Annotated in this window: 15 protein-coding genes and 1 riboswitch; of the genes, 5 read left to right on the forward strand and 10 right to left on the reverse strand. The window is 56.3% G+C overall.

Annotation, left to right across the window (positions count from 1 at the left end):
- Positions 1–465 precede the first annotated feature (465 nt).
- Positions 466–1,317: a glutamate racemase gene (gene murI, locus SK62_RS19135; protein WP_003862067.1), complete on the reverse strand. Its 852-nt coding sequence runs from the start codon at positions 1,315–1,317 to the stop codon at positions 466–468.
- Positions 1,262–3,112, reverse strand: a complete 1,851-nt coding sequence (btuB, locus tag SK62_RS19140; RefSeq protein ID WP_047718196.1) for a TonB-dependent vitamin B12 receptor BtuB — start codon at positions 3,110–3,112, stop codon at positions 1,262–1,264. Before btuB ends, murI begins: the two co-directional genes overlap by 56 nt.
- Positions 3,113–3,177: 65 nt before the next feature.
- Positions 3,178–3,354, reverse strand: a riboswitch (cobalamin riboswitch).
- Between the two features lie 104 nt (positions 3,355–3,458).
- Here btuB and trmA point away from each other — a divergent pair.
- On the forward strand, positions 3,459–4,559 hold the full coding sequence (trmA, locus tag SK62_RS19145; RefSeq protein WP_003862063.1) for a tRNA (uridine(54)-C5)-methyltransferase TrmA: 1,101 nt from the start codon (positions 3,459–3,461) through the stop codon (positions 4,557–4,559).
- 80 nt (positions 4,560–4,639) lie between these two features.
- On the opposite strand, the gene SK62_RS19150 is transcribed toward trmA, so the two are convergent.
- Entirely contained in the window at positions 4,640–4,999 is a 360-nt protein-coding gene (locus SK62_RS19150; protein ID WP_017383113.1) for a YijD family membrane protein, read from the reverse strand.
- Positions 5,000–5,008: 9 nt separating this feature from the next.
- On the reverse strand, positions 5,009–5,647 hold the full coding sequence (fabR, locus tag SK62_RS19155; RefSeq protein WP_059295810.1) for an HTH-type transcriptional repressor FabR: 639 nt from the start codon (positions 5,645–5,647) through the stop codon (positions 5,009–5,011).
- A gap of 196 nt (positions 5,648–5,843) precedes the next feature.
- Between fabR and sthA the strand changes: the two genes are divergently transcribed.
- Positions 5,844–7,244, forward strand: a complete 1,401-nt coding sequence (gene sthA, locus SK62_RS19160; RefSeq protein ID WP_003862057.1) for a Si-specific NAD(P)(+) transhydrogenase — start codon at positions 5,844–5,846, stop codon at positions 7,242–7,244.
- Here the strand turns inward: sthA and oxyR are convergent.
- The 4 genes from oxyR to argC all read right to left on the reverse strand — a co-directional run bounded on the left by oxyR (position 7,227) and on the right by argC (position 11,726).
- Positions 7,227–8,144 (reverse strand): DNA-binding transcriptional regulator OxyR, encoded by a 918-nt coding sequence (gene oxyR / locus SK62_RS19165; protein WP_048249812.1) that lies wholly within the window; start codon positions 8,142–8,144, stop codon positions 7,227–7,229. The genes sthA and oxyR overlap by 18 nt on opposite strands.
- A 315-nt stretch (positions 8,145–8,459) precedes the next feature.
- Complete coding sequence (gene argH, locus SK62_RS19170) at positions 8,460–9,833, reverse strand: argininosuccinate lyase (RefSeq protein ID WP_047718194.1); 1,374 nt, start codon at positions 9,831–9,833, stop codon at positions 8,460–8,462.
- A 105-nt stretch (positions 9,834–9,938) separates the two neighbouring features.
- A complete protein-coding gene (gene argB / locus SK62_RS19175; protein ID WP_006808651.1) occupies positions 9,939–10,715 on the reverse strand; it encodes an acetylglutamate kinase in 777 nt (258 codons plus the stop codon).
- A gap of 6 nt (positions 10,716–10,721) precedes the next feature.
- A complete protein-coding gene (gene argC, locus SK62_RS19180) occupies positions 10,722–11,726 on the reverse strand; it encodes an N-acetyl-gamma-glutamyl-phosphate reductase (protein ID WP_047718191.1) in 1,005 nt (334 codons plus the stop codon).
- 88 nt (positions 11,727–11,814) lie between these two features.
- Between argC and argE the strand changes: the two genes are divergently transcribed.
- The 3 genes from argE to SK62_RS19200 all read left to right on the forward strand — a co-directional run bounded on the left by argE (position 11,815) and on the right by SK62_RS19200 (position 17,199).
- Positions 11,815–12,966, forward strand: a complete 1,152-nt coding sequence (gene argE / locus SK62_RS19185) for an acetylornithine deacetylase (protein WP_015569956.1) — start codon at positions 11,815–11,817, stop codon at positions 12,964–12,966.
- A gap of 271 nt (positions 12,967–13,237) precedes the next feature.
- Complete coding sequence (gene ppc / locus SK62_RS19190; protein ID WP_017383108.1) at positions 13,238–15,889, forward strand: phosphoenolpyruvate carboxylase; 2,652 nt, start codon at positions 13,238–13,240, stop codon at positions 15,887–15,889.
- A gap of 206 nt (positions 15,890–16,095) precedes the next feature.
- Positions 16,096–17,199, forward strand: a complete 1,104-nt coding sequence (locus SK62_RS19200) for a bifunctional L-1,2-propanediol dehydrogenase/glycerol dehydrogenase (RefSeq protein ID WP_048249814.1) — start codon at positions 16,096–16,098, stop codon at positions 17,197–17,199.
- Between the two features lie 92 nt (positions 17,200–17,291).
- On the opposite strand, the gene katG is transcribed toward SK62_RS19200, so the two are convergent.
- Both katG and metF read right to left on the reverse strand, forming a co-directional pair.
- Positions 17,292–19,472 (reverse strand): catalase/peroxidase HPI, encoded by a 2,181-nt coding sequence (gene katG, locus SK62_RS19205; RefSeq protein WP_017383105.1) that lies wholly within the window; start codon positions 19,470–19,472, stop codon positions 17,292–17,294.
- A 145-nt stretch (positions 19,473–19,617) separates the two neighbouring features.
- Positions 19,618–20,508: a methylenetetrahydrofolate reductase gene (gene metF / locus SK62_RS19210; protein WP_003862045.1), complete on the reverse strand. Its 891-nt coding sequence runs from the start codon at positions 20,506–20,508 to the stop codon at positions 19,618–19,620.
- Positions 20,509–20,725: the final 217 nt, after the last annotated feature.

The following is a 20,725-nucleotide window of genomic DNA, read 5'->3' on the forward strand; positions in this document are numbered from 1 at the left end:
CTTCCTGTTACCGTTCGACTTGCATGTGTTAGGCCTGCCGCCAGCGTTCAATCTGAGCCATGATCAAACTCTTCAATTTAAAAGTTTGATGCTCAATGAATTAAACTTCGTAATGAATTACGTGTTCACTCGTTGAGACTTGGTATTCATTTAGTGTCCGAGGACATTAAGAATCCATGTCACTTTGAGTGCCCACACAGATTGTCTGATAAATTGTTAAAGAGCAGTTGCAACGCGGCTTTCAGCTCATCGTTGCGAGGTCCCGTATATTACGTTTTCCTCATTCAGAGTCAAGCAATTATTTTCACTTTTCTCTGTTGGCATTCATCTCTGAACCCCGCTGTCCCGGCGGCTTGTAAGCCGTTGTTCCGTGTCAGTGGAGGCGCATTATAGGGAGTTCTCCGACGTTGACAACCCCTCTTTGAAAAAAAACGTTCAACCGTCTCTTTTTTGCTCAAAACCGTGCTACAGCGCCAGTTTTTCGAGCGTTTCGAAGCCATAACGACGTAAAACGGGCAAAAGTTGTTCGGTTTCTTTTGTTATCGCCATACAGAAAGCGATGTTCGCATCCGCTGATTTCGCATCCGGCGCCTCGTGTTCCAGCAGCCAGGCCGTCCGACGCGCAATCGCAGCACCGGAATCCACCAGCCGGGTCCCTTCAGGCAGAACCTTTAACAGCTCTTCCTGTAATAGCGGGAAATGGGTGCAGCCGAGAACAACCGTATCCGGTGGTTCCTGCATCCGCAGCCATGGACGCAGAATACGGCGCAGCTCTTCAAGCGATACCGTCTCGCCGTGCAGTTTCGCTTCCGCCATTTCCACCAGCTCCGCGGAGCCGAGCATGGCGATCTGGCATTCATTGGCAAAGCGCTCTATAAGCTCACGCGTATAAGGACGTTTTACCGTACCGCGCGTAGCCAGCAACCCCACAATGCCGTTCGCCGTCAGACGCGCCGCAGGTTTGATTGCCGGAACAACGCCCACAACCGGGAACGGGAATTTTTCGCGCAGGGCAGGAAGAGAGACCGTGCTTGCCGTATTACAGGCAATGACCGCCAGCGCCAGGGGATAACGCTTTTGTACCGCGGTGACGATTTCAACCACACGTTCAACAATAAAGTCTTCACTCTTTTCCCCATACGGGAACGCGACGTTATCGAAGGCGTAGATGTAATGGAGATCCGGCAGGAGCTGCCGAATCTCATCATAGACCGACAGCCCACCGACGCCGGAATCAAACACCAGCACGGTGGGACGCGGATCAGAAGGGGTAGCTGCCAGACAAGGTGTATTCCCGTCCTGCAGTTTGGTAGCCATAAACTGTCTCGTAATCTTTATCGAACAGGTTGGCTATTTTACCACGAACTGTGAGATGAGAGGTGACAGGATATGAAACCGCGACGTCCCACAGGCTGACGCCGCCCATTTTCACGCGTTCTGTGGCGTAGGTATTCGGATCAACGGCAACGTCATAGCGAGTGCCCAGATAACGGTACGCCAGATTCCAGTCGAGATCCCACACCTGCCAGTCAAGCTGATACTTAACCTGTTGCTTTGAGCGACGAGCCAGGACTTCGTTAGTTTTCGCATTACGCGGGTCGACGTAGTCGTAAGAAATCTGATGCCCTACCGGGCCAGTGTCGAACTGGGCCGTCGCCTCGATTCCTTTAATACGGGCTTCATCGACGTTGTAATAACGGTAAGTCCGCGGGTCGCTATTAATGAGGTTATCGATATCATTACGATAGCCCGTCACACGCCAGTTTACCGGCCCAGTCAGACCTTCAAAGCCACCTTCCCACTGCTTACTCTCTTCTGGCTTCAGATCCGGATTACCGTAATCTTTACTGTGGATCTGGCTCATGGTCGGTGCTTTATACGCTGTACCGTAAGAACCGATGATGCGATACCCCTCGATGAACTCCCATGCGGCGCTGGTCTGCCAGGTGGCGTGATTGCCAAAATTAGAGTTATCGTCATTACGCGCCGCCGCTTCCAGCGTCACGCTGTTGAACTGCTGCATCGCCGAAAGGAACACGCCGGTATTACGTTGTTCGTAACCTTTTTCCAGATAGCCCGTACCCGCCTGGGTTTTCTGCTTCTGCCAGTCCAGACCCGCGCCGATATTGCCGTGACCCACTTCAACCGTATTCAGCCACTGGGTGGTGTACTGCTTCACGTCATCCATGGTTGCGGAGTCAGCGTAGCGGCCTTTTTTCGGATCATAGTTCTGATCTTTGCTACGGCCATACCCTGCCACCAGCTGTGACTGGAAAATACCCTGGTTATAGCGCAACCCGGTGTCCCAGTTCTGGCTGTAAACCTGACGCGTGTCCGGCCGCCCATCAATGCCGGTCGCACCATAGTGATCGTAACCGTCATACGCGGAGCGGTTATCGTAGCCAAAGCCACGGACGAATCCGCTGACGCTGTCGGTAAACTGCTGCTCCACCGAGCCAAATAGCGATTTACTCATAAAACCATCGCGGTCTGGCTGGCGCGGGGCATCTTTTGCGGCAATATCAAAACCACGGGTATAGGTATAATCACCGGCCATGGTGATTTTGGTTTTATCGAACACCTGCTGGAAGGCACCGTTATAGTTTTGATACCCCTTTGAACCGACACCCGCAGAAATTTCCGCACCCGGCTTGTCGCGCCCGGTAATGATGTTAATCACACCGCCAATCGCGTCGGAGCCATACAGCGCCGAACGTGGGCCGCGAATGTACTCAATACGCTGAATCAGCGACGTCGGAATTTGGCTTAAATCGGGAACATTGCTGATCCCGGCATTATTCAGGGGGATACCATCAATCAGTACCAGAACATGGCGGGATTCCGTACCGCGAATAAACGTTGAAGAGGTTGACCCCATCCCGCCGCTTTGTGCGATGTCCACACCCGGCAGGCGTGACATGATTTCCACAACACTCGTTGCCTGCCAGCGTTCAATATCCTCACGGGTCACGACGGAGGTCGGAGCCAGAACGGTTTTTGCTGGTTGTTCGAAACGGTTTGCTGTCACCACCAACGAGTCGGCGCTTTCCTGCGCCCAGCCCGAAAATGCCGTGACGGAAAACGCCGTCAACAGCGATACTTTTTTAATCATTGTTAAAGCATCCACAATATAAGAAGGATGCCGCAGGCCTCATCGATAGCACGCGATGATGAAACCAAATGCGACGTGATCCCGGCAGGTCTTCGGGCTGGGTGGCGTTATACGGATGAAGACTTCCCATTTTCACAGTGTCTACAACTCTCATCCCGCCAGTCTTTACCGCTGCGCGTCAGCTCCAGATTTGCACTGGATTCCCTTTTCACTCTCAGGAGACCGGAAACAGAATGCTACAATTAGACACGTATAGATGTCCAGATAGCTATTAGCCATTAAATCTGGACATCCACTGCACAATCCCTACAATCCCCGCGTAATTCTTTATCACTCAGGACGCATCATGACCCCCGAACACCTCCCGACAGAACAGTACGACGCACAGCTGGCAGAAAAAGTTGTCCGCCTGCAAAGTATGATGACGCCTTTCAACGCGCCCGTTCCCGAGGTGTTTCGTTCTCCGGTCAGCCACTACCGTATGCGCGCTGAGTTCCGCATCTGGCACGATGGCGATGACCTGTACCACATCATTTTCGATCAGCAGACGAAATCCCGCATTCGCGTAGACAGTTTTCCGGCGGCGAGTGAGCTCATCAACCAGCTGATGACGCTAATGATCGACGGTGTACGCAACAATCCGGTGCTGCGCAACAAGCTGTTCCAGATTGACTACCTGACCACCCAAAGCAATCAGGCCATTGTTTCTCTGCTCTATCACAAAGCGCTGACCGACGAGTGGCGCGAGCAGGCAGAAGCCCTGCGCGATGCGCTGCGCGCGCAGAACATCAACGTGCACCTGATTGGCCGCGCGACCAAAACCAAAATCATGCTGGACCAGGATTACATCGACGAGCGTCTGCCGGTAGCAGGTAAAGAGATGGTTTACCGTCAGGTAGAGAACAGCTTCACCCAGCCGAATGCCGCCATGAACGTGCAGATGCTTGAGTGGGCGCTGAAGGCGACAGAAGGGTCTAAGGGCGATCTGCTGGAGCTCTACTGCGGTAACGGCAACTTCTCGCTGGCGCTGGCGCGTAATTTCGAGCGCGTGCTGGCGACGGAAATCGCCAAACCGTCGGTGGCCGCCGCGCAGTACAACATCGCCGCTAACCATATTGATAACGTACAAATTATTCGTATGGCGGCAGAAGAATTTACCCAGGCGATGAACGGCGTACGCGAGTTTAACCGCCTGCAAGGGATTGATTTGAAGAGCTACCAGTGTGAGACAATTTTTGTCGATCCGCCGCGCAGTGGCCTGGACAGCGAAACCGAGAAGATGGTGCAGGCGTACCCGCGTATTTTGTACATCTCCTGTAACCCGGAGACGCTGTGCAAGAATCTGGAAACATTAAGCCAGACGCACAAGGTTGAACGTCTGGCGCTGTTCGATCAGTTCCCGTATACGCACCATATGGAGTGCGGCGTTTTACTTACCGCACGGTGATCTGTAGGCCGGATAAGCGTAGCGCCATCCGGCATTTTTTGGCAGATGGCGCTTCGCTTACCTGCCCTACAAATAATTCATTACTCCGGTAACTGGCTCTTGCGGCTACGCATGCGCGAGCCAATCCAGAACACCAGCGCCACAGACAGTACCGCAGGCAGGAAGTTAGAGCCAATATCCGGATACTCTGCGCGCACCACGGTGCTGTACAACAGTACACCCAGAATAAAACAGGCTGCGGCCAGTCCCGGTAACCCAACCGGCATGGTGCGGTTCAGATAACGTTGATGCAGGCAGTACACCGTCAGCACCAGCGCGATAATCGGGAAAATCGAGAACGGTACAATTGAGCTAAAAACCGCCGCAAACGTACCATTAATGGATAAGCCAGCGATCAATGCCAGCAACAGCGTTCCTTTATCCTGACCTGACTGTTTCATTACTCACCTTCACTCATCGTTTTGATGTGCCATCTTCTCTTGTTCACGGCGATACCAGTAGTACGCACCTTTAGAAATCATCCGCAGCTGCAATACCAGTCGCTCTTCGAGTTGCTTACGTTGTTCAATGCTGACATCCAGCGCTTCGGCACCCGCGCTGAAAACAATCGTCACCATCGCCTCGGCCTGTGCTTCAGTAAACGCACGCGGCATATGGTTTTCGAGTTCAAGATAGTCGGCAAGTTCCGCGATGAAATGCTGAATTTCACGCGCGACGGCGGCACGAAACGCGGCTGACGTTCCGGAACGCTCACGCAACAGCAGGCGAAACGCGTTAGGGTTATTGCCGATAAATTCCATAAATGTCGACACGGAGGTGCGGATCACGCTGCCGCCTTTGGCGATACGCTGACGCGCCTGACGCATAAGCTGGCGCAGCATCAAACCGCTCTCGTCGACCATGGTCAAGCCCAGTTCATCCACATCACGGAAATGACGATAGAAGGACGTTGGCGCAATCCCGGCCTCGCGCGCCACTTCACGCAGGCTCAAACTGGCAAAACTCCGCTCAGCACTCAGTTGACTGAATGCGGCTTCCACCAGCGAACGCCGGGTTTTCTCTTTTTGTTGTGCTCTTACGCCCATCACGATAGTTGAATCCTTCCAAAGGCCCGTTGGCACTATACCAGAGAATAAAATTAATCTGTTTACCTGGCTTTGTGAATGATTGTTTACGGGCGGTTTGTGCTCCACTGCCCGAAAAAAGCACAACGATAATTGGGTTACCCTGGCAATGATGTTATGATTCTGTTGCTTTTATGTATAAGAACAGGTAAGCCTTGCCATGCCACATTCCTACGATTACGACGCAATAGTTATTGGTTCCGGCCCCGGCGGCGAAGGTGCTGCTATGGGTCTGGTAAAACAGGGAGCCAGAGTAGCGGTTATTGAGCGCTACCATAACGTCGGCGGCGGTTGCACCCACTGGGGCACCATCCCTTCGAAAGCCCTCCGCCACGCCGTTAGCCGCATTATCGAATTTAACCAGAACCCTCTTTACAGCGACCACTCCCGACTTCTTCGCTCCTCCTTTGCCGATATCCTGAATCACGCAGACACGGTCATTAACCAGCAGACGCGCATGCGTCAGGGTTTCTATGAGCGCAACCACTGTGAAATTCTGCAAGGGAACGCGCATTTTGTGGATGAACACACCCTGGCGCTGGAGTGCCACGACGGTTCGGTTGAGACGCTCACCGCTGAAAAATTTGTGATCGCCTGCGGCTCCCGTCCTTACCATCCGGCAGACGTGGATTTCTCGCACCCGCGCATTTACGACAGCGACTCCATCCTCAGCCTGCACCACGAGCCACGCCATGTGATCATCTACGGTGCGGGGGTGATTGGCTGTGAATATGCGTCGATCTTCCGCGGAATGGAGGTCAAAGTTGATCTGATCAACACCCGAGACCGGCTGCTGGCGTTCCTCGATCAGGAGATGTCAGATTCCCTCTCCTACCACTTCTGGAACAGCGGTGTGGTGATTCGCCACAACGAAGAGTACGAGAAAATCGAAGGCTGCGACGACGGTGTGATCATGCACCTGAAATCCGGTAAGAAGCTGAAGGCGGACTGCCTGCTGTACGCCAACGGCCGTACCGGCAACACGGATTCATTGCAGCTGGAGAATATCGGGCTTGAAACCGACAGCCGCGGTCAGCTCAAGGTCAACAGCATGTACCAGACTGCGCTGCCGCACGTTTACGCGGTCGGTGACGTGATTGGTTACCCAAGCCTGGCCTCCGCCGCGTACGATCAGGGCCGCATCGCCGCACAGGCGCTGGTGAAAGGTGAAGCGACGGCGCATCTGATTGAAGATATCCCGACGGGCATCTACACCATTCCGGAAATCAGCTCTGTCGGCAAAACCGAGCAGCAGCTGACGGCCATGAAGGTGCCTTACGAGGTGGGTCGTGCCCAGTTTAAACATCTGGCGCGGGCGCAAATCGTGGGGATGAGCGTAGGTACGCTTAAGATCCTGTTCCATCGCGAGACGAAAGAGATCCTCGGTATTCACTGCTTCGGTGAACGCGCGGCGGAAATCATTCATATCGGCCAGGCGATCATGGAGCAAAAAGGTGGTGGCAACACCATTGAGTACTTCGTTAACACCACCTTTAACTACCCGACCATGGCGGAAGCCTATCGGGTAGCTGCGCTGAACGGCTTAAACCGCCTGTTTTAACGCGCTGTCGAAATGGCCATCCATCGCACCCCGGATGGCCTCTGCCAGCTGCTCATAGCGGCTGCGCAGCGGTGACCCCGGACGATAAACCAGACCAATGGTGCGACGCGGCTCCGGCTTAATACACGGCAGATAGACCACGCCATCACGTTTACGCTCGTGCGGCACCGCCAGCGCCGGCAGCAGCGTAATACCGCTTCCCGCCGCCACCATATTACGCAGCGTTTCCAGGCTGGTTGCGCGGAAATGGGTATCTTCATCGGCACCCGCTTCGAAGCAGAAGCCCATCGCCTGATCGCGCAGACAGTGGCCATCTTCCAGCATCAGCAGCTTTTCCCCGGCCAGATCGGCCATCGGCACGCGATCGCGGTTCGCCCACGGGTGATCTTCATAGATCGCCAGCATCATCGGCTCATCGAACAGCGGTACTTCAATAAACGCTTCACTCTCTTTGACCAGCGCCAGGATCGCGCAGTCGAGCTTGCCGCTGTCCAGCTGCGCCAGCAGCTGATGGGTTTGCGCTTCATGCAGGTACATTTCGAGTTTCGGGAACGTCTGGTGCAGCATCGGAATGATTTGCGGCAACAGGTACGGGCCAACGGTTGGGATCAGGCCAATATGCAGCGGGCCGGACATCGCTTCCCCCTGCTGGCTTGCCATTTCCTTGAGCACTTTGACCTCGCGCAGTACGGTGCGCGCCTGATCCACCAGCAGAAGACCTGCCTGCGTGAACAGTACCTTACGACTGGTGCGCTCCAGCAGCATCACGCCCAGCTCATCTTCCAGCTTGCGGATCTGACCGCTCAGCGCGGGCTGGCTGACGTGGCAGGAGTCTGCCGCGCGGCGAAAATGGCGATGCTCAGCTAACGCTACCAGGTATTCAAGATCACGAATATTCATTATTCATCCTCCGTCGCCACGATAGTTCATGGCGATAGATAGCATAGCAACGAACGATTATCCCTATCAAGCATTCTGTTGAATAATACATCACATAGACGAGGCGGCACGTGTTTGACCCTTGACGTCCCCGCACCGTCAGCGAGTTTCTCTCAAAACTCGAAAAACTAAAGCCAACGTGAACTTTTGCGGACCCCGTGGTCCGCTTTTTTTTGCGTAAAAAAAAGCCCAGCACTAAGCCAGGCTCCGTTTTTCTCCCTCTCCCTGTGGGAGAGGGCCGGGGTGAGGGCACCAGCCCGCACTATTCAAACCAATTCAAACCAACCGGTTTTTCGCATCCGCAATCGCCTGCGCTACCTGCTTCGGCGACACGCCGCCTTTCGCTGCACGCTTATCCAGGCAGGATTGCAGGGCCAGAATCGGGTAGACATCCTCCCCGATAACCGCGCTGAATTTTTGCAGGTCGGCAAGCGCCAGCTCTTCAAGGGCTTTACCCTGACGAATCGCTTCCACCACCGCTTCACCCACAATATGGTGCGCCTCGCGGAACGGTACGCCTTTCGCCACCAGGTAGTCCGCCAGCTCGGTAGAGTTAGCATACCCCTGCTGCGCCGCTTCCTGGCAGCGCGGACGTTTCACCTGAATGCCGTCCAGCACCAGCGCGCCCATATGCAGACAGTCCAGCCAGGTGTCGAGCGCGTCGAACAGCCCCTCTTTGTCTTCCTGCATGTCTTTGTTGTATGCCAGCGGCAGCCCTTTCAGGGTCATCATCATACCGGTCAGCGCGCCCTGCACACGGCCACACTTGCCGCGGATCAGCTCCAGCGCATCCGGGTTTTTCTTCTGCGGCATCAGGGAGGAGCCGGACGTCACGCGGTCGGACAGCTCTACAAACCCCGCTTCGCCAGAGTTAAAGAAGATCAGGTCTTCGGCAAAGCGCGACAGGTGCACCATCCCGATAGAGGCATTCGAGAGCAGCTCCAGCACGTGGTCACGGTCAGAGACGCTGTCCAGGCTGTTGCGGGTGGCGGAGGCAAAGCCCAGCCAGCCTGCCAGCTGCTCACGGTCGATTTCATACGCCGTACCGGCCAGCGCGCCGCTGCCCAGCGGGCTGACGTCCAGACGCTTTAAGGTATCCTGTAAACGGCTCTCATCACGCGCCAGCATCTCAACGTAGGCCAGACACCAGTGCGCGAACGTCACCGGCTGCGCGCGTTGCAGGTGGGTATAACCCGGCATCACAGCATCCTGATTGCTCTGCGCGGTGTCCACCAGCGCGCTCTGCAACTGACGATTCGCCGCCAGCAGTACGCCGACGGTCTCTTTGCACCACAGCTTCAGGTCGGTCGCCACCTGGTCATTACGGCTACGCCCGGTATGGAGCTTTTTACCCAACTGGCCGACTTTGTCGATCAGTTTGCCTTCCACCCAGCTGTGAATATCTTCGGCATCGCTCTGGAGGATTTGCTCCGGATCCAGACGCACCTCTTCCAGCAGGTTGTTCAGCGCCTCTTCCAGCTGCTGCTGTTCGTCTGCGGTCAGCACGCCAACGGTCACCAGCGCTTTGGACCAGGCCACAGAGCCGACAATATCCTGTTCGGCCAGGCGGTAGTCGAAGCGCAAAGAGTCGTTGAACTGTTTGAACCGCTGATCCGCTGCCTGTGTAAAACGCCCACCCCAAAGTGCCATAACGAATTTCCTTAATGATGATATTTTTGCCCGGTGGCGCTGCGCTTACCGGGCCAACAAAATTCACGTAGGCCGGATAAGCGAAGCGCCATCCGGCACAGAAACTTAAGCCAGAATACGCGTACCAATCGGCGTACCGTTAAACAGCGCCGGGAGTTGCTCCGCGTGACGCCAGGAGGCGATATCCACCGGGCGACCCAGCGTGCGTGCCGCATCCAGCGCGGCGTTCACTTTAACGATCATGCCGTCGGTGATAATGCCCTGATCGATCAGCTGCTCGGCTTTTGCGGCGGTCATTTCCGCAATGCGCTGGCCTTTGCCGTCCAGTATGCCGCTCACGTCGGAGAGCAGGATCAGATCTGCGCCCAGCGTGGCCGCCAGCGCGGTTGCCGCCTGGTCCGCATTGACGTTCATCAGCTCGCCCTCTTCGGTCACGCCGATTGAGCTCACCACCGGCAGGAAACCGCCTTCCAGCAGAGTGTTAATCAGCTTAGGCGAACCAGGCTGCGCCAGTCCAACATGGCCAAGCTCTTCGTCGAGCTGGGTCACTTTTACGCTATCGCCATCGCCCAGGTAGAGGCCAACGGACGCAATATGGTGTTTCTTCGCCCATGCCAGCAACGTTTTGTTCGCCGTGCCCGCCAGCGCGCCGGTAATGATGTCAATCTGGTCCGCAGGCGTCACGCGCAGGCCATTTTTCTTTTTCACCGGCAGGTTGAGCCCTTTCATCAGCTCATCCACCACGCAGCCGCCGCCGTGCACAATCACCAGCGGACGTTGGTGTGATTCACGATAGTTCACCAGTGCGGTAAACAGGCGCTCCAGCGCTTCTTCGCTGTCCAGCAGTACACCACCGAGTTTGATAATTAATGGATTCATCATCACACCTTAAATAAGAGCCTGCGTTTCAGGGAAGCCGAAACGAATATTTGCACACTGCATTGCCTGTGCGGCAGCGCCTTTGAGTAAGTTATCTTCTGTGGCGACAACGATGAGATGCTCGCCCTGCACGGCAAAGCCGATGTCGCAGAACGGCAGGCCAACCACGTTTTTCAACGCCGGCACGCCTTTGTCATACAGGCGCACCAGCGGTTTATCCGCATACGCCTGCGTGAAGACCTCGCTCACCTGTTCTTTGGCCACACCCGGCTTCAGGCGGCAGGTAATGGTTTCGAGGATCCCACGCGGGAAGCTGCCGAGGTGCGGGGTGAAAATCACGTCCGCGCCCAGATGGGTGGTGATTTCAGGGTGATGACGGTGATTAAACACGCCATACGGCTGAAGGCTCACTTCGCAGAAGCTGTTGGAGATCGCCGCTTTGCGCCCGGCGCCGCTCACGCCACTGGTGGCGTTGATCACCGGCCACTGATGCAGATCCAGCAGACCGGCGTCGATCAGCGGCTTCAGGGAAAGCTGCGCCGCCGTCGGGTAGCAGCCCGGCACGGCAATCAGATCCGCTTCTTTCAGTTTGTCAGCGCTCCACTCCGCCAGGCCGTACACCGCTTTTTCGAGCAGATCCGGGTGCTGATGGGTGAAACCATAATATTTTTCGTAGAACGCGCTGTCGTTAACGCGAAACGCGCCGGAGAGATCAAAGACCACGCAGCCGGCCGCTAAAAATTGCGGTGCCAGGTCGTGGCTAACTTCATGCGCCGTGGCTAAAAACACAACGTCAACGCCGTCGGTGAACTCGCTGATGTCAGACATGGGCTGCAAAGGCAAATCAACCACGCCCTTAAGCTGTGGATGCAAATCGGAAATTAACTTTCCGGCATCATTGCTTTGCGCTGACACGGTCAAAGCGGTTATGGTCATATGAGGGTGGCGATTTACGTAGCTTACAAGCTCTGCGCCCGCATAACCGCTAGCGCCTACAATCAGCGTATTCAACATCGGGTTCCTTTATGCTCAACGTTAATGTATTTTTATTCATATTTATTGCATGAATATTGATACTATCACGACCTAAGGTGTGTCAACAATGAAAATGAACTTACCGCCATTTATCGAGATCTACCGCGCCCTGATTGCCACACCGTCCATCAGCGCGACGGAAGAAGCCCTGGATCAGAGCAATGAGTCTTTAATCAATCTGCTGGCGGGTTGGTTTAGCGATCTTGGGTTTAACGTTGAGGTTCAGCCCGTCCCCGGAACACGCCATAAATTTAACCTGCTCGCCAGTACCGGACATGGCGCGGGCGGCCTGCTGCTGGCTGGCCACACTGACACCGTGCCGTTTGACGATGGCCGCTGGACGCGCGATCCGTTCACGCTGACCGAGCATGACAACAAGCTTTATGGTCTGGGCACCGCCGACATGAAAGGCTTTTTCGCCTTTATCCTCGACGCGCTGCGTGACGTGGACGTGACAACCCTGAAAAAGCCGCTCTACATTCTGGCGACCGCCGATGAAGAGACCAGCATGGCGGGCGCACGTTATTTCTCTGAAAATACATCGATTCGTCCTGACTGCGCGATCATCGGCGAACCGACCTCTCTGCAACCGATTCGGGCGCATAAAGGCCATATTTCTACCGCGGTGCGCGTGCTCGGACAGTCCGGCCACTCCAGCGATCCGGCGCGCGGCGTGAACGCCATTGAGCTGATGCATGACGCGATTGGCCGCATCATGACCCTGCGCGACGATCTGAAAGAGCGCTATCACTACGAGGCGTTCACCGTGCCGTATCCGACGCTAAACCTCGGCAGCCTGCACGGCGGTGATGCGTCCAACCGTATCTGCGCCTGCTGCGAACTGCATATGGATATCCGTCCTCTGCCGGGCATGACGCTGAGCGATCTGGATGGCTTACTGAACGAAGCGCTGGCGCCGGTCAGCGAGCGCTGGCCGGGACGTCTGACGGTCTCCGAACTGCATCCGCCGATTCCGGGCTACGAATGTCCGCCTGACCACCAGCTGGTTCAGGTGGTGGAAAAACTGCTCGGCGAGAAAACCGACGTGGTGAACTACTGCACCGAAGCGCCGTTTATTCAGACACTGTGCCCGACGCTGGTTCTGGGCCCTGGCTCCATCAACCAGGCCCACCAGCCGGACGAATATCTCGAAACCCGCTTCATCAAACCCACCCGCGAACTCATTACCCAGGTTGTGCATCACTTCTGCTGGCATTAAAAACGCACCGAACAGTCCCCTCTCCCTGTGGGAGAGGGTTAGGGTGAGGGCAACAAATCGCATGATCTCCGTCACATTCCCATAAGCATCTCTTATCTGACGCAATACGAATTAAATTTCGTAAATTGCCCACATTTATTCGTTTGCTGAACCGTTTTCGCAGCAATTGACGACGGGGGTTTTACGTGGCTTTATAAAGGGAGATGACAAAATAATGTCCAGAAGATTTTCGCATGGGCATAAACAAAAATGATGGGGTGACTGGGTTTTTATGAACGAACAATATTCCGCGTTGCGTAGTAATGTCAGTATGCTCGGCAAAGTGCTTGGAGATACCATCAAAGACGCACTGGGGGAGAACATCCTCGACCGCGTTGAAACCATCCGCAAGCTGTCCAAATCTTCCCGCGCCGGTAACGAGGCCAATCGTCAGGAGCTGCTCACCACCTTGCAGAACCTCTCTAACGATGAGCTGCTGCCCGTTGCCCGCGCCTTCAGCCAGTTTCTGAACCTGGCAAACACCGCTGAGCAATACCACAGCATTTCGCCAAAAGGCGAAGCGGCCAGCAACCCGGAAGTCATTGCCCGCACCCTTCGTAAACTCAAAGACCAGCCCGACCTCAACGAAGCGACCATCAAAAAAGCGGTGGAATCCCTTTCGCTGGAGCTGGTGCTGACCGCACACCCAACCGAAATCACCCGTCGTACGCTGATCCACAAAATGGTGGAAGTGAACAACTGTCTGAAGCAACTGGATAACAAAGACATTGCCGACTACGAACGTAACCAGCTTATGCGCCGTCTGCGCCAGCTGATTGCCCAGTCCTGGCACACGGATGAAATTCGTAAGCATCGCCCAAGCCCGGTCGACGAAGCCAAATGGGGCTTTGCGGTGGTGGAAAACAGCCTGTGGGAAGGGGTCCCCAACTACCTGCGCGAGCTGAACGAACAGCTGGAAGAGAACCTGGGCTACCGCCTGCCGGTTGATTTTGTTCCGGTGCGCTTTACCTCCTGGATGGGCGGCGACCGCGACGGCAACCCGAACGTGACGGCGGAAATCACCCGCCATGTCCTGCTGCTGAGCCGCTGGAAAGCGACCGACCTGTTCCTGAAAGATATTCAGGTGCTGATCTCCGAGCTGTCGATGGTGGAAGCCACGCCGGAACTGCGCGCGCTGGCCGGTGAAGAAGGCGCCAGCGAACCGTACCGTTTCCTGATGAAAAAACTGCGCGGTCAGCTGATGGCCACTCAGGCCTGGCTGGAAGCGCGCCTTAAAGGCCAGCGCCTGCCGAAGCCGGAAGGTCTGCTGAGCCAGAACGAACAGCTCTGGGAGCCGCTGTACGCCTGCTATAAATCGCTCCAGGCCTGTGGGATGGGCATCATTGCCAACGGCGAACTGCTCGACACCCTGCGCCGCGTGAAGTGTTTCGGCGTGCCGCTGGTGCGTATCGACGTTCGTCAGGAAAGTACCCGTCATACCGAAGCACTGGGCGAGCTGACCCGCTACCTCGGCATCGGCGACTATGAAAGCTGGTCAGAAGCCGACAAACAGGCGTTCCTGATCCGCGAGCTGAACTCCAAGCGCCCGCTGCTGCCGCGCAACTGGGAGCCAAGCAACGACACCCGCGAAGTACTCAACACCTGTAAAGCGATCGTGGATGCGCCGAAAGGATCGGTGGCCGCCTATGTGATCTCCATGGCGAAGACCCCGTCCGACGTGCTGGGCGTTCACCTTCTGCTGAAAGAAGCGGGCATTGACTATGCTCTGCCAGTGGCCCCGCTGTTTGAGACCCTCGACGACCTGAACAACGCTAACGACGTGATGACCCAGTTGCTGAACATCGACTGGTATCGCGGCTTTATTCAGGGCAAACAGATGGTGATGATTGGCTATTCCGACTCCGCGAAAGATGCGGGCGTGATGGCAGCCTCCTGGGCGCAGTATCAGGCGCAGGATGCGCTAATCAAAACCTGCGAAAAAGCCGGTATTGAACTGACCCTGTTCCACGGACGCGGCGGCTCCATTGGTCGTGGCGGTGCGCCTGCACACGCAGCGCTGCTCTCTCAACCACCAGGAAGCCTGAAAGGCGGCCTGCGCGTGACCGAGCAGGGCGAGATGATCCGCTTCAAGTACGGCCTGCCGGAAGTGACCATCAGCAGCCTGTCGCTCTATACCAGTGCGATCCTGGAAGCCAACCTGCTGCCGCCGCCGGAGCCAAAAGAGTCCTGGTGCCGGATCATGGACGAGCTGTCTGACATCTCCTGCGACCTCTATCGCGGCTACGTGCGTGAAAACAAAGACTTTGTGCCTTACTTCCGCTCAGCAACGCCTGAGCAGGAGCTGGGTAAACTGCCTCTGGGTTCGCGCCCGGCCAAGCGTCGCCCGACCGGCGGCGTTGAATCCCTGCGCGCCATTCCGTGGATCTTCGCCTGGACGCAAAACCGTCTGATGCTGCCGGCCTGGCTGGGTGCCGGTGCGGCGCTGCAAAAAGTGGTGGAAGACGGAAAGCAGAGCGAACTGGAAACCATGTGCCGCGACTGGCCATTCTTCTCTACCCGTCTGGGCATGCTGGAGATGGTCTTCTCGAAAGCCGACCTGTGGCTGGCGGAATACTACGATCAGCGTCTGGTGAAACCAGAGCTGTGGGCGCTGGGTAAAGAGCTGCGCGAGCTGCTTGAAGGCGATATTAAAGTGGTGCTGGATATCGCTAATGACTCCCACCTGATGGAAGACCTGCCGTGGATCGCCGAGTCTATCCAGCTGCGTAACATCTACACCGACCCGCTGAACGTTTTACAGGCTGAACTGCTGCACCGTTCGCGTCTGGCGGAGGAGGAAGGTAAAGAGCCGGATCCGCGCGTTGAACAGGCGCTGATGGTAACGATAGCAGGCGTTGCGGCAGGTATGCGCAACACCGGTTAATGCTCAGTGCCCGGCAGCGCTACGCTTGCCGGGCACTTCTCGATCTTCCCCCTTCCCTGATCTCCTCCTCAATCTTTGCCACCGGTAAGGCAATCACGTTTCCCTTAGACGTAGCGCAACAAATGACCGGCACGCCGGGAGTAGAGTCACTCTTAGTGCAGTTCGAACAGGACAGAATTTACCTCAAACACTAAGGGAGTAATGTTATGGACCGTGTCATTCAATCCCCGGGAAAATACATCCAGGGCGCAGATGTTCTCACTCGCCTCGGCGACTACCTGAAGCCGCTGGCAAATCGCTGGCTGGTGGTGGGCGATAAATTTGTGCTGGGTTTTGCTGAAGAAACCCTGCGCCAGAGTTTTAAAAAAGCCGGACTCCATGCCGAAATTGCACCATTTGGTGGCGAATGTTCGCAAAATGAAATCGATCGCCTGAAAAAGCTGGCCGACAGCGCTGACTGTCTGGCGGTGCTGGGTATCGGCGGCGGAAAAACGCTGGATACTGCCAAAGCGCTGGCCCACTTTATGGACGTGCCGGTGGCCATTGCCCCGACCATTGCCTCCACCGATGCGCCGTGCAGCGCCCTTTCCGTGATTTATACCGACAGCGGCGAGTTCGATCGCTACCTGATGCTACCGCACAACCCGAACATGGTGATTGTCGATACCAAAGTGGTGGCGGGCGCACCTGCACGCCTGCTGGCCGCCGGGATTGGCGATGCCCTGGCAACCTGGTTTGAAGCGCGTGCCTGCTCACGTAGCGGCGCGACGACCATGGCGGGCGGCAAGTGTACGCAGGCAGCGTTAGCGCTGGCAGAGCTGTGCTACAACACGCTGGTTGAAGAGGGCGAGAAAGCGATGCTGGCGGCGGAACAGCACGTGGTCACACCGACGCTGGAACGCATTATCGAAGCCAACACCTATCTCAGCGGCGTGGGCTTTGAAAGCGGCGGGCTGGCGGCGGCGCATGCCATTCACAACGGCATGACGGCGGTGCCGGATGCGCATCATTTCTACCATGGTGAAAAGGTCGCATTCGGCACGCTGACGCAACTGGTACTGGAGAACGCGCCGGTTGAAGAAATTGAGACCGTCGCCGCGCTTTGCCACAGTGTTGGGCTGCCGATCACGCTGGCGCAGCTGAATATCAAAGAGGATATTCCGGCCAAAATGCGGCTGATCGCGGAGGCGTCCTGTGCCGAAGGGGAAACCATTCACAACATGCCTGGCGGCGTAACGCCGGATCAGGTCTATGCGGCGCTGCTGGTGGCGGACCAGTATGGACAGCGATTCTTGCAGGAGTGGGAGTAACGAAAAAAGCCGGGTGGCGCTGCGCTTACCCGGCCTACATGGCACTTTAATTTGTAGGCCGGGTAAGGCGTAGCCGCCACCCGGCACAATGGTTACTTCACATCAAACCGGTCCAAATCCATCACTCGCGCCCATGCGGCAACAAAATCACGAACGAACTTCTCGTGTGCATCACTGCTGGCGTAAACTTCGGCCAGCGCACGCAGGACGGCGTTTGAACCGAAGACCAGATCGGCGCGGGTCGCGGTGTATTTCACTTCCCCGCTGGCGCGATCGCTACCGGCAAACAGCTCGTTTGAGTCGTCGGTCGCTTTCCACTGGGTGTTCATATCCAGCAGATTAACGAAGAAGTCGTTGCTCAGCACGCCCTCGCGGTTGGTAAACACGCCATTCTTGCTGCCATCGAAGTTTGCACCCAGTACGCGCAGACCGCCGATCAGCACCGTCAGTTCCGGCGCGGTCAGGGTCAGCTGCTGGGCTTTGTCGATCAGCAGCGACTCCGTAGTGGACACATCCACCTGCGCACGGTAGTTGCGGAAACCGTCGGCAACCGGTTCGAGCAGGTTAAACATCTCGATGTCCGTCTGGTCCTGACGCGCATCCACGCGGCCCGGGGTGAACGGTACGTTGACGTAAACGCCCGCGGCTTTCGCCGCCTGCTCAACGCCCACAACACCCGCCAGCACGATGATATCGGCCAGTGAAGCTTTGTTGGTGGTGCGCTGGATGGCTTCCAGAGCCGGTAACGCCCGCACCGCCGCGGCGTTCACATCCCAGTCGCGCTGAGGCGCCAGCGCCAGACGCGCGCCGTTAGCGCCGCCACGCTTGTCGCCGCCGCGGAAGGTCGATGCCGACGCCCAGGCCACGGAAACCAGCTCGCTCACGGAGAGACCAGAGGCCGCGATTTCCGCTTTCAGGCTTTCAATATCTTCCTGCGTCGGATGGAACACCGGTTGAGGCAGCGGATCCTGCCAAATCAGATCTTCTTTCGGTACTTCCGGGCCGATGTACCGCGCTTTTGGCCCCATATCGCGGTGGGTCAGCTTGAACCACGCGCGCGCAAAGGCTTCGTTGAAGGCCTGCGGATCGTTCAGGAAGCGACGGGAAATTTTCTCGAATTCCGGATCAAAACGCAGCGTCAGGTCGGTGACCAGCATGGTTGGCTTGCGTTTTTTTGACGGGTCGAACGGGTCAGGCATAATTTCCGGCGCATCCACGGCTTCAAACTGAATGGCGCCCGCCGGGCTACGCGTCTGCACCCATTCGTATTTGAACAGGTTCTCGAAGAAGTAGTTGCTCCACTGGGTCGGGGTTTGAGACCAGATAACTTCCAGCCCGGAGGTGATGGCGTCAGCGCCAATACCGGTGCCGTGCGTGCTGGCCCAGCCCAGGCCCTGCGCTTCAATCGGCGACGCTTCCGGGTCAGTGCCCACGTGCGTGGCTTCACCTGCGCCGTGCGTTTTACCGAGCGTATGGCCGCCCGCAATCAGCGCGACGGTCTCTTCGTCATTCATGCCCATGTTGCCAAAGGTAGCGCGGATCGCCGCCGCCGCAGACAGCGGTTCACCGCTGGCGTTCGGCCCTTCCGGGTTAACGTAAATCAGGCCCATTTCAGTGGCCGCAAGCGGGCGCTTCGCCAGCGCTTCCGGGTCACGGTGGGTCAGCCAGGCTTTTTCATCGCCCCAGTTCACGTCCAGATCCGGTTCCCAGACGTCTTCACGCCCGGCACCGAAACCAAAGGTGCGGAAGCCGGAGTTCTCCAGCGCCACGTTACCCGCGAGGATAAAGAGGTCAGCCCAGGAGATTTTTTGTCCGTATTTTTGCTTAATTGGCCACAGCAGGCGGCGAGCCTTATCCAGGCTGACGTTATCCGGCCAGGAGTTCAGCGGTGCAAAGCGTTGCTGACCGCGTCCGGCGCCGCCGCGACCGTCAACGGAGCGATAGGTACCCGCACCGTGCCAGGCCATACGGATAAACAGGCCCGCATAGCTGCCCCAGTCGGCAGGCCACCACGGTTGTGAGTCGGTTAACAGTGCTTTGAGATCGCCCTTAAGGGCGGAATAGTCGAGCTTGCTGAATTCTTTGCGGTAGTCGAAGTCTTCACCCAGAGGGTTAGAACGGCTGGAGTGTTGATTAAGTAGATCGATGCGAAGTTGTTTAGGCCACCATTCTTTGCTGCCGGTACCTGCACCCGCGCTATGATCGACGCCGCCCTGGTGGAACGGACATTTGCCGGCGGATGCCGCGTTATTGGTCTCGTCTGACATGCTCATCGCTATGCTCCCTTTACAGTGTTACCGTTACGATATACACCACTAGCGATAAGAGATAGTTGAATTAATCCACAGATTCGATAGCTAATACCTTTTAACTCTCCGTTCGATTAAAAAACCCTCATTTTATGAGGGGTTTTTTACTTTACAGCGCCGGGCGAACACCGAGCGTATGGCAAATGGCGTAGCTCATTTCCGCGCGGTTCAGGGTATAGAAATGGAAATCTTTCACCCCTTCGCGACTTAAAATCTTCACCATGTCCATCGCGATATTGGCCCCCACCAGCTTACGTGTTTCCGGATCGTCGTCCAGCCCTTCGTACATTTTGGACATCCACAGCGGAATGCGCACGTTGGTCATATCTGCGAATTTCTTCGCCTGTTTGAAGTTCGAGACCGGCAGAATGCCAGGAATGATTTCGACATCAATACCCGCCGAGACGCAGCGGTCGCGAAAGCGCAGGTAGCTTTCCACGTCAAAGAAGAACTGAGTAATCGCGCGGTTAGCACCGGCCTCCACTTTACGCTTCAGGTTGAGCAGATCCGCCTGGGCGCTTTTGGCTTCCGGGTGAACTTCAGGGTAGGCGGCCACGGAGATATCAAAGTCGGCAACGTCTTTCAGCAGCCCGACCAGATCGGCGGCAAACATCTCTGGCTTGCCGCTGCCTGGCGGGAGGTCGCCGCGCAGGGCCACAATGTGGCGAATGCCGTTATTCCAGTAGTCCTGGGCAATGGCGCGCAATTCATCACGGGTGGCGTCGATACAGGTCAGGTGCGGTGCCGCTTCCAGACCGGTTCGATCTTTAATGCCCTTAATGATGCTGTGCGTGCGGTCACGCTCACCGGAGTTGGCGCCGTAGGTCACGGAGACGAACTTCGGCTTGAGGCTGCTCAGACGATCGATAGAGCTCCACAGGGTTTGCTCCATTTCACTGGTGCGCGGCGGGAAAAATTCAAAAGAGACGTTAATCTGGCCGTTTACTTCGGCCAGGCTCTGATTCAGGGCTTCCCGCTGGTTGGCGTGAAAAAAGCTCATACCTTACCTCTATCTTTCGCGTGTCGTTGTTTGTTATGTTGTGAACTTCTATACGTTTAGACGTCCAGATGTAAAAATGACGGAAAAGCGGGATGACGTCAACAGAAATAATCAACATTAACGGTGAGGTTTGTTCAGGAAAGATGAAGGGCGTTCATGATGGGGGTGAGTGCGGTCTGCTGCCCTCACCCTAACCCTCTCCCACGGGGAGAGGGAA

This window comes from Enterobacter sp. BIDMC109 (assembly GCF_001037885.1).
Lineage (GTDB): Bacteria > Pseudomonadota > Gammaproteobacteria > Enterobacterales > Enterobacteriaceae > Enterobacter > Enterobacter hormaechei_C.

Bases quoted from the DNA above. Each gene is read 5' to 3' on its own strand.
- SK62_RS19200 (WP_048249814.1), top strand. From the start codon at position 16,096: ATGGACCGTGTCATTCAATCCCCGGGAAAATACATCCAGGGCGCAGAT.
- sthA (WP_003862057.1), top strand. From the start codon at position 5,844: ATGCCACATTCCTACGATTACGACGCAATAGTTATTGGTTCCGGCCCC.
- katG (WP_017383105.1), bottom strand. From the start codon at position 19,472: ATGAGCATGTCAGACGAGACCAATAACGCGGCATCCGCCGGCAAATGT.
- argH (WP_047718194.1), bottom strand. From the start codon at position 9,833: ATGGCACTTTGGGGTGGGCGTTTTACACAGGCAGCGGATCAGCGGTTC.
- murI (WP_003862067.1), bottom strand. From the start codon at position 1,317: ATGGCTACCAAACTGCAGGACGGGAATACACCTTGTCTGGCAGCTACC.
- oxyR (WP_048249812.1), bottom strand. From the start codon at position 8,144: ATGAATATTCGTGATCTTGAATACCTGGTAGCGTTAGCTGAGCATCGC.
- btuB (WP_047718196.1), bottom strand. From the start codon at position 3,112: ATGATTAAAAAAGTATCGCTGTTGACGGCGTTTTCCGTCACGGCATTT.
- argC (WP_047718191.1), bottom strand. From the start codon at position 11,726: ATGTTGAATACGCTGATTGTAGGCGCTAGCGGTTATGCGGGCGCAGAG.
- ppc (WP_017383108.1), top strand. From the start codon at position 13,238: ATGAACGAACAATATTCCGCGTTGCGTAGTAATGTCAGTATGCTCGGC.
- argB (WP_006808651.1), bottom strand. From the start codon at position 10,715: ATGATGAATCCATTAATTATCAAACTCGGTGGTGTACTGCTGGACAGC.
- SK62_RS19150 (WP_017383113.1), bottom strand. From the start codon at position 4,999: ATGAAACAGTCAGGTCAGGATAAAGGAACGCTGTTGCTGGCATTGATC.
- metF (WP_003862045.1), bottom strand. From the start codon at position 20,508: ATGAGCTTTTTTCACGCCAACCAGCGGGAAGCCCTGAATCAGAGCCTG.
- trmA (WP_003862063.1), top strand. From the start codon at position 3,459: ATGACCCCCGAACACCTCCCGACAGAACAGTACGACGCACAGCTGGCA.
- argE (WP_015569956.1), top strand. From the start codon at position 11,815: ATGAAAATGAACTTACCGCCATTTATCGAGATCTACCGCGCCCTGATT.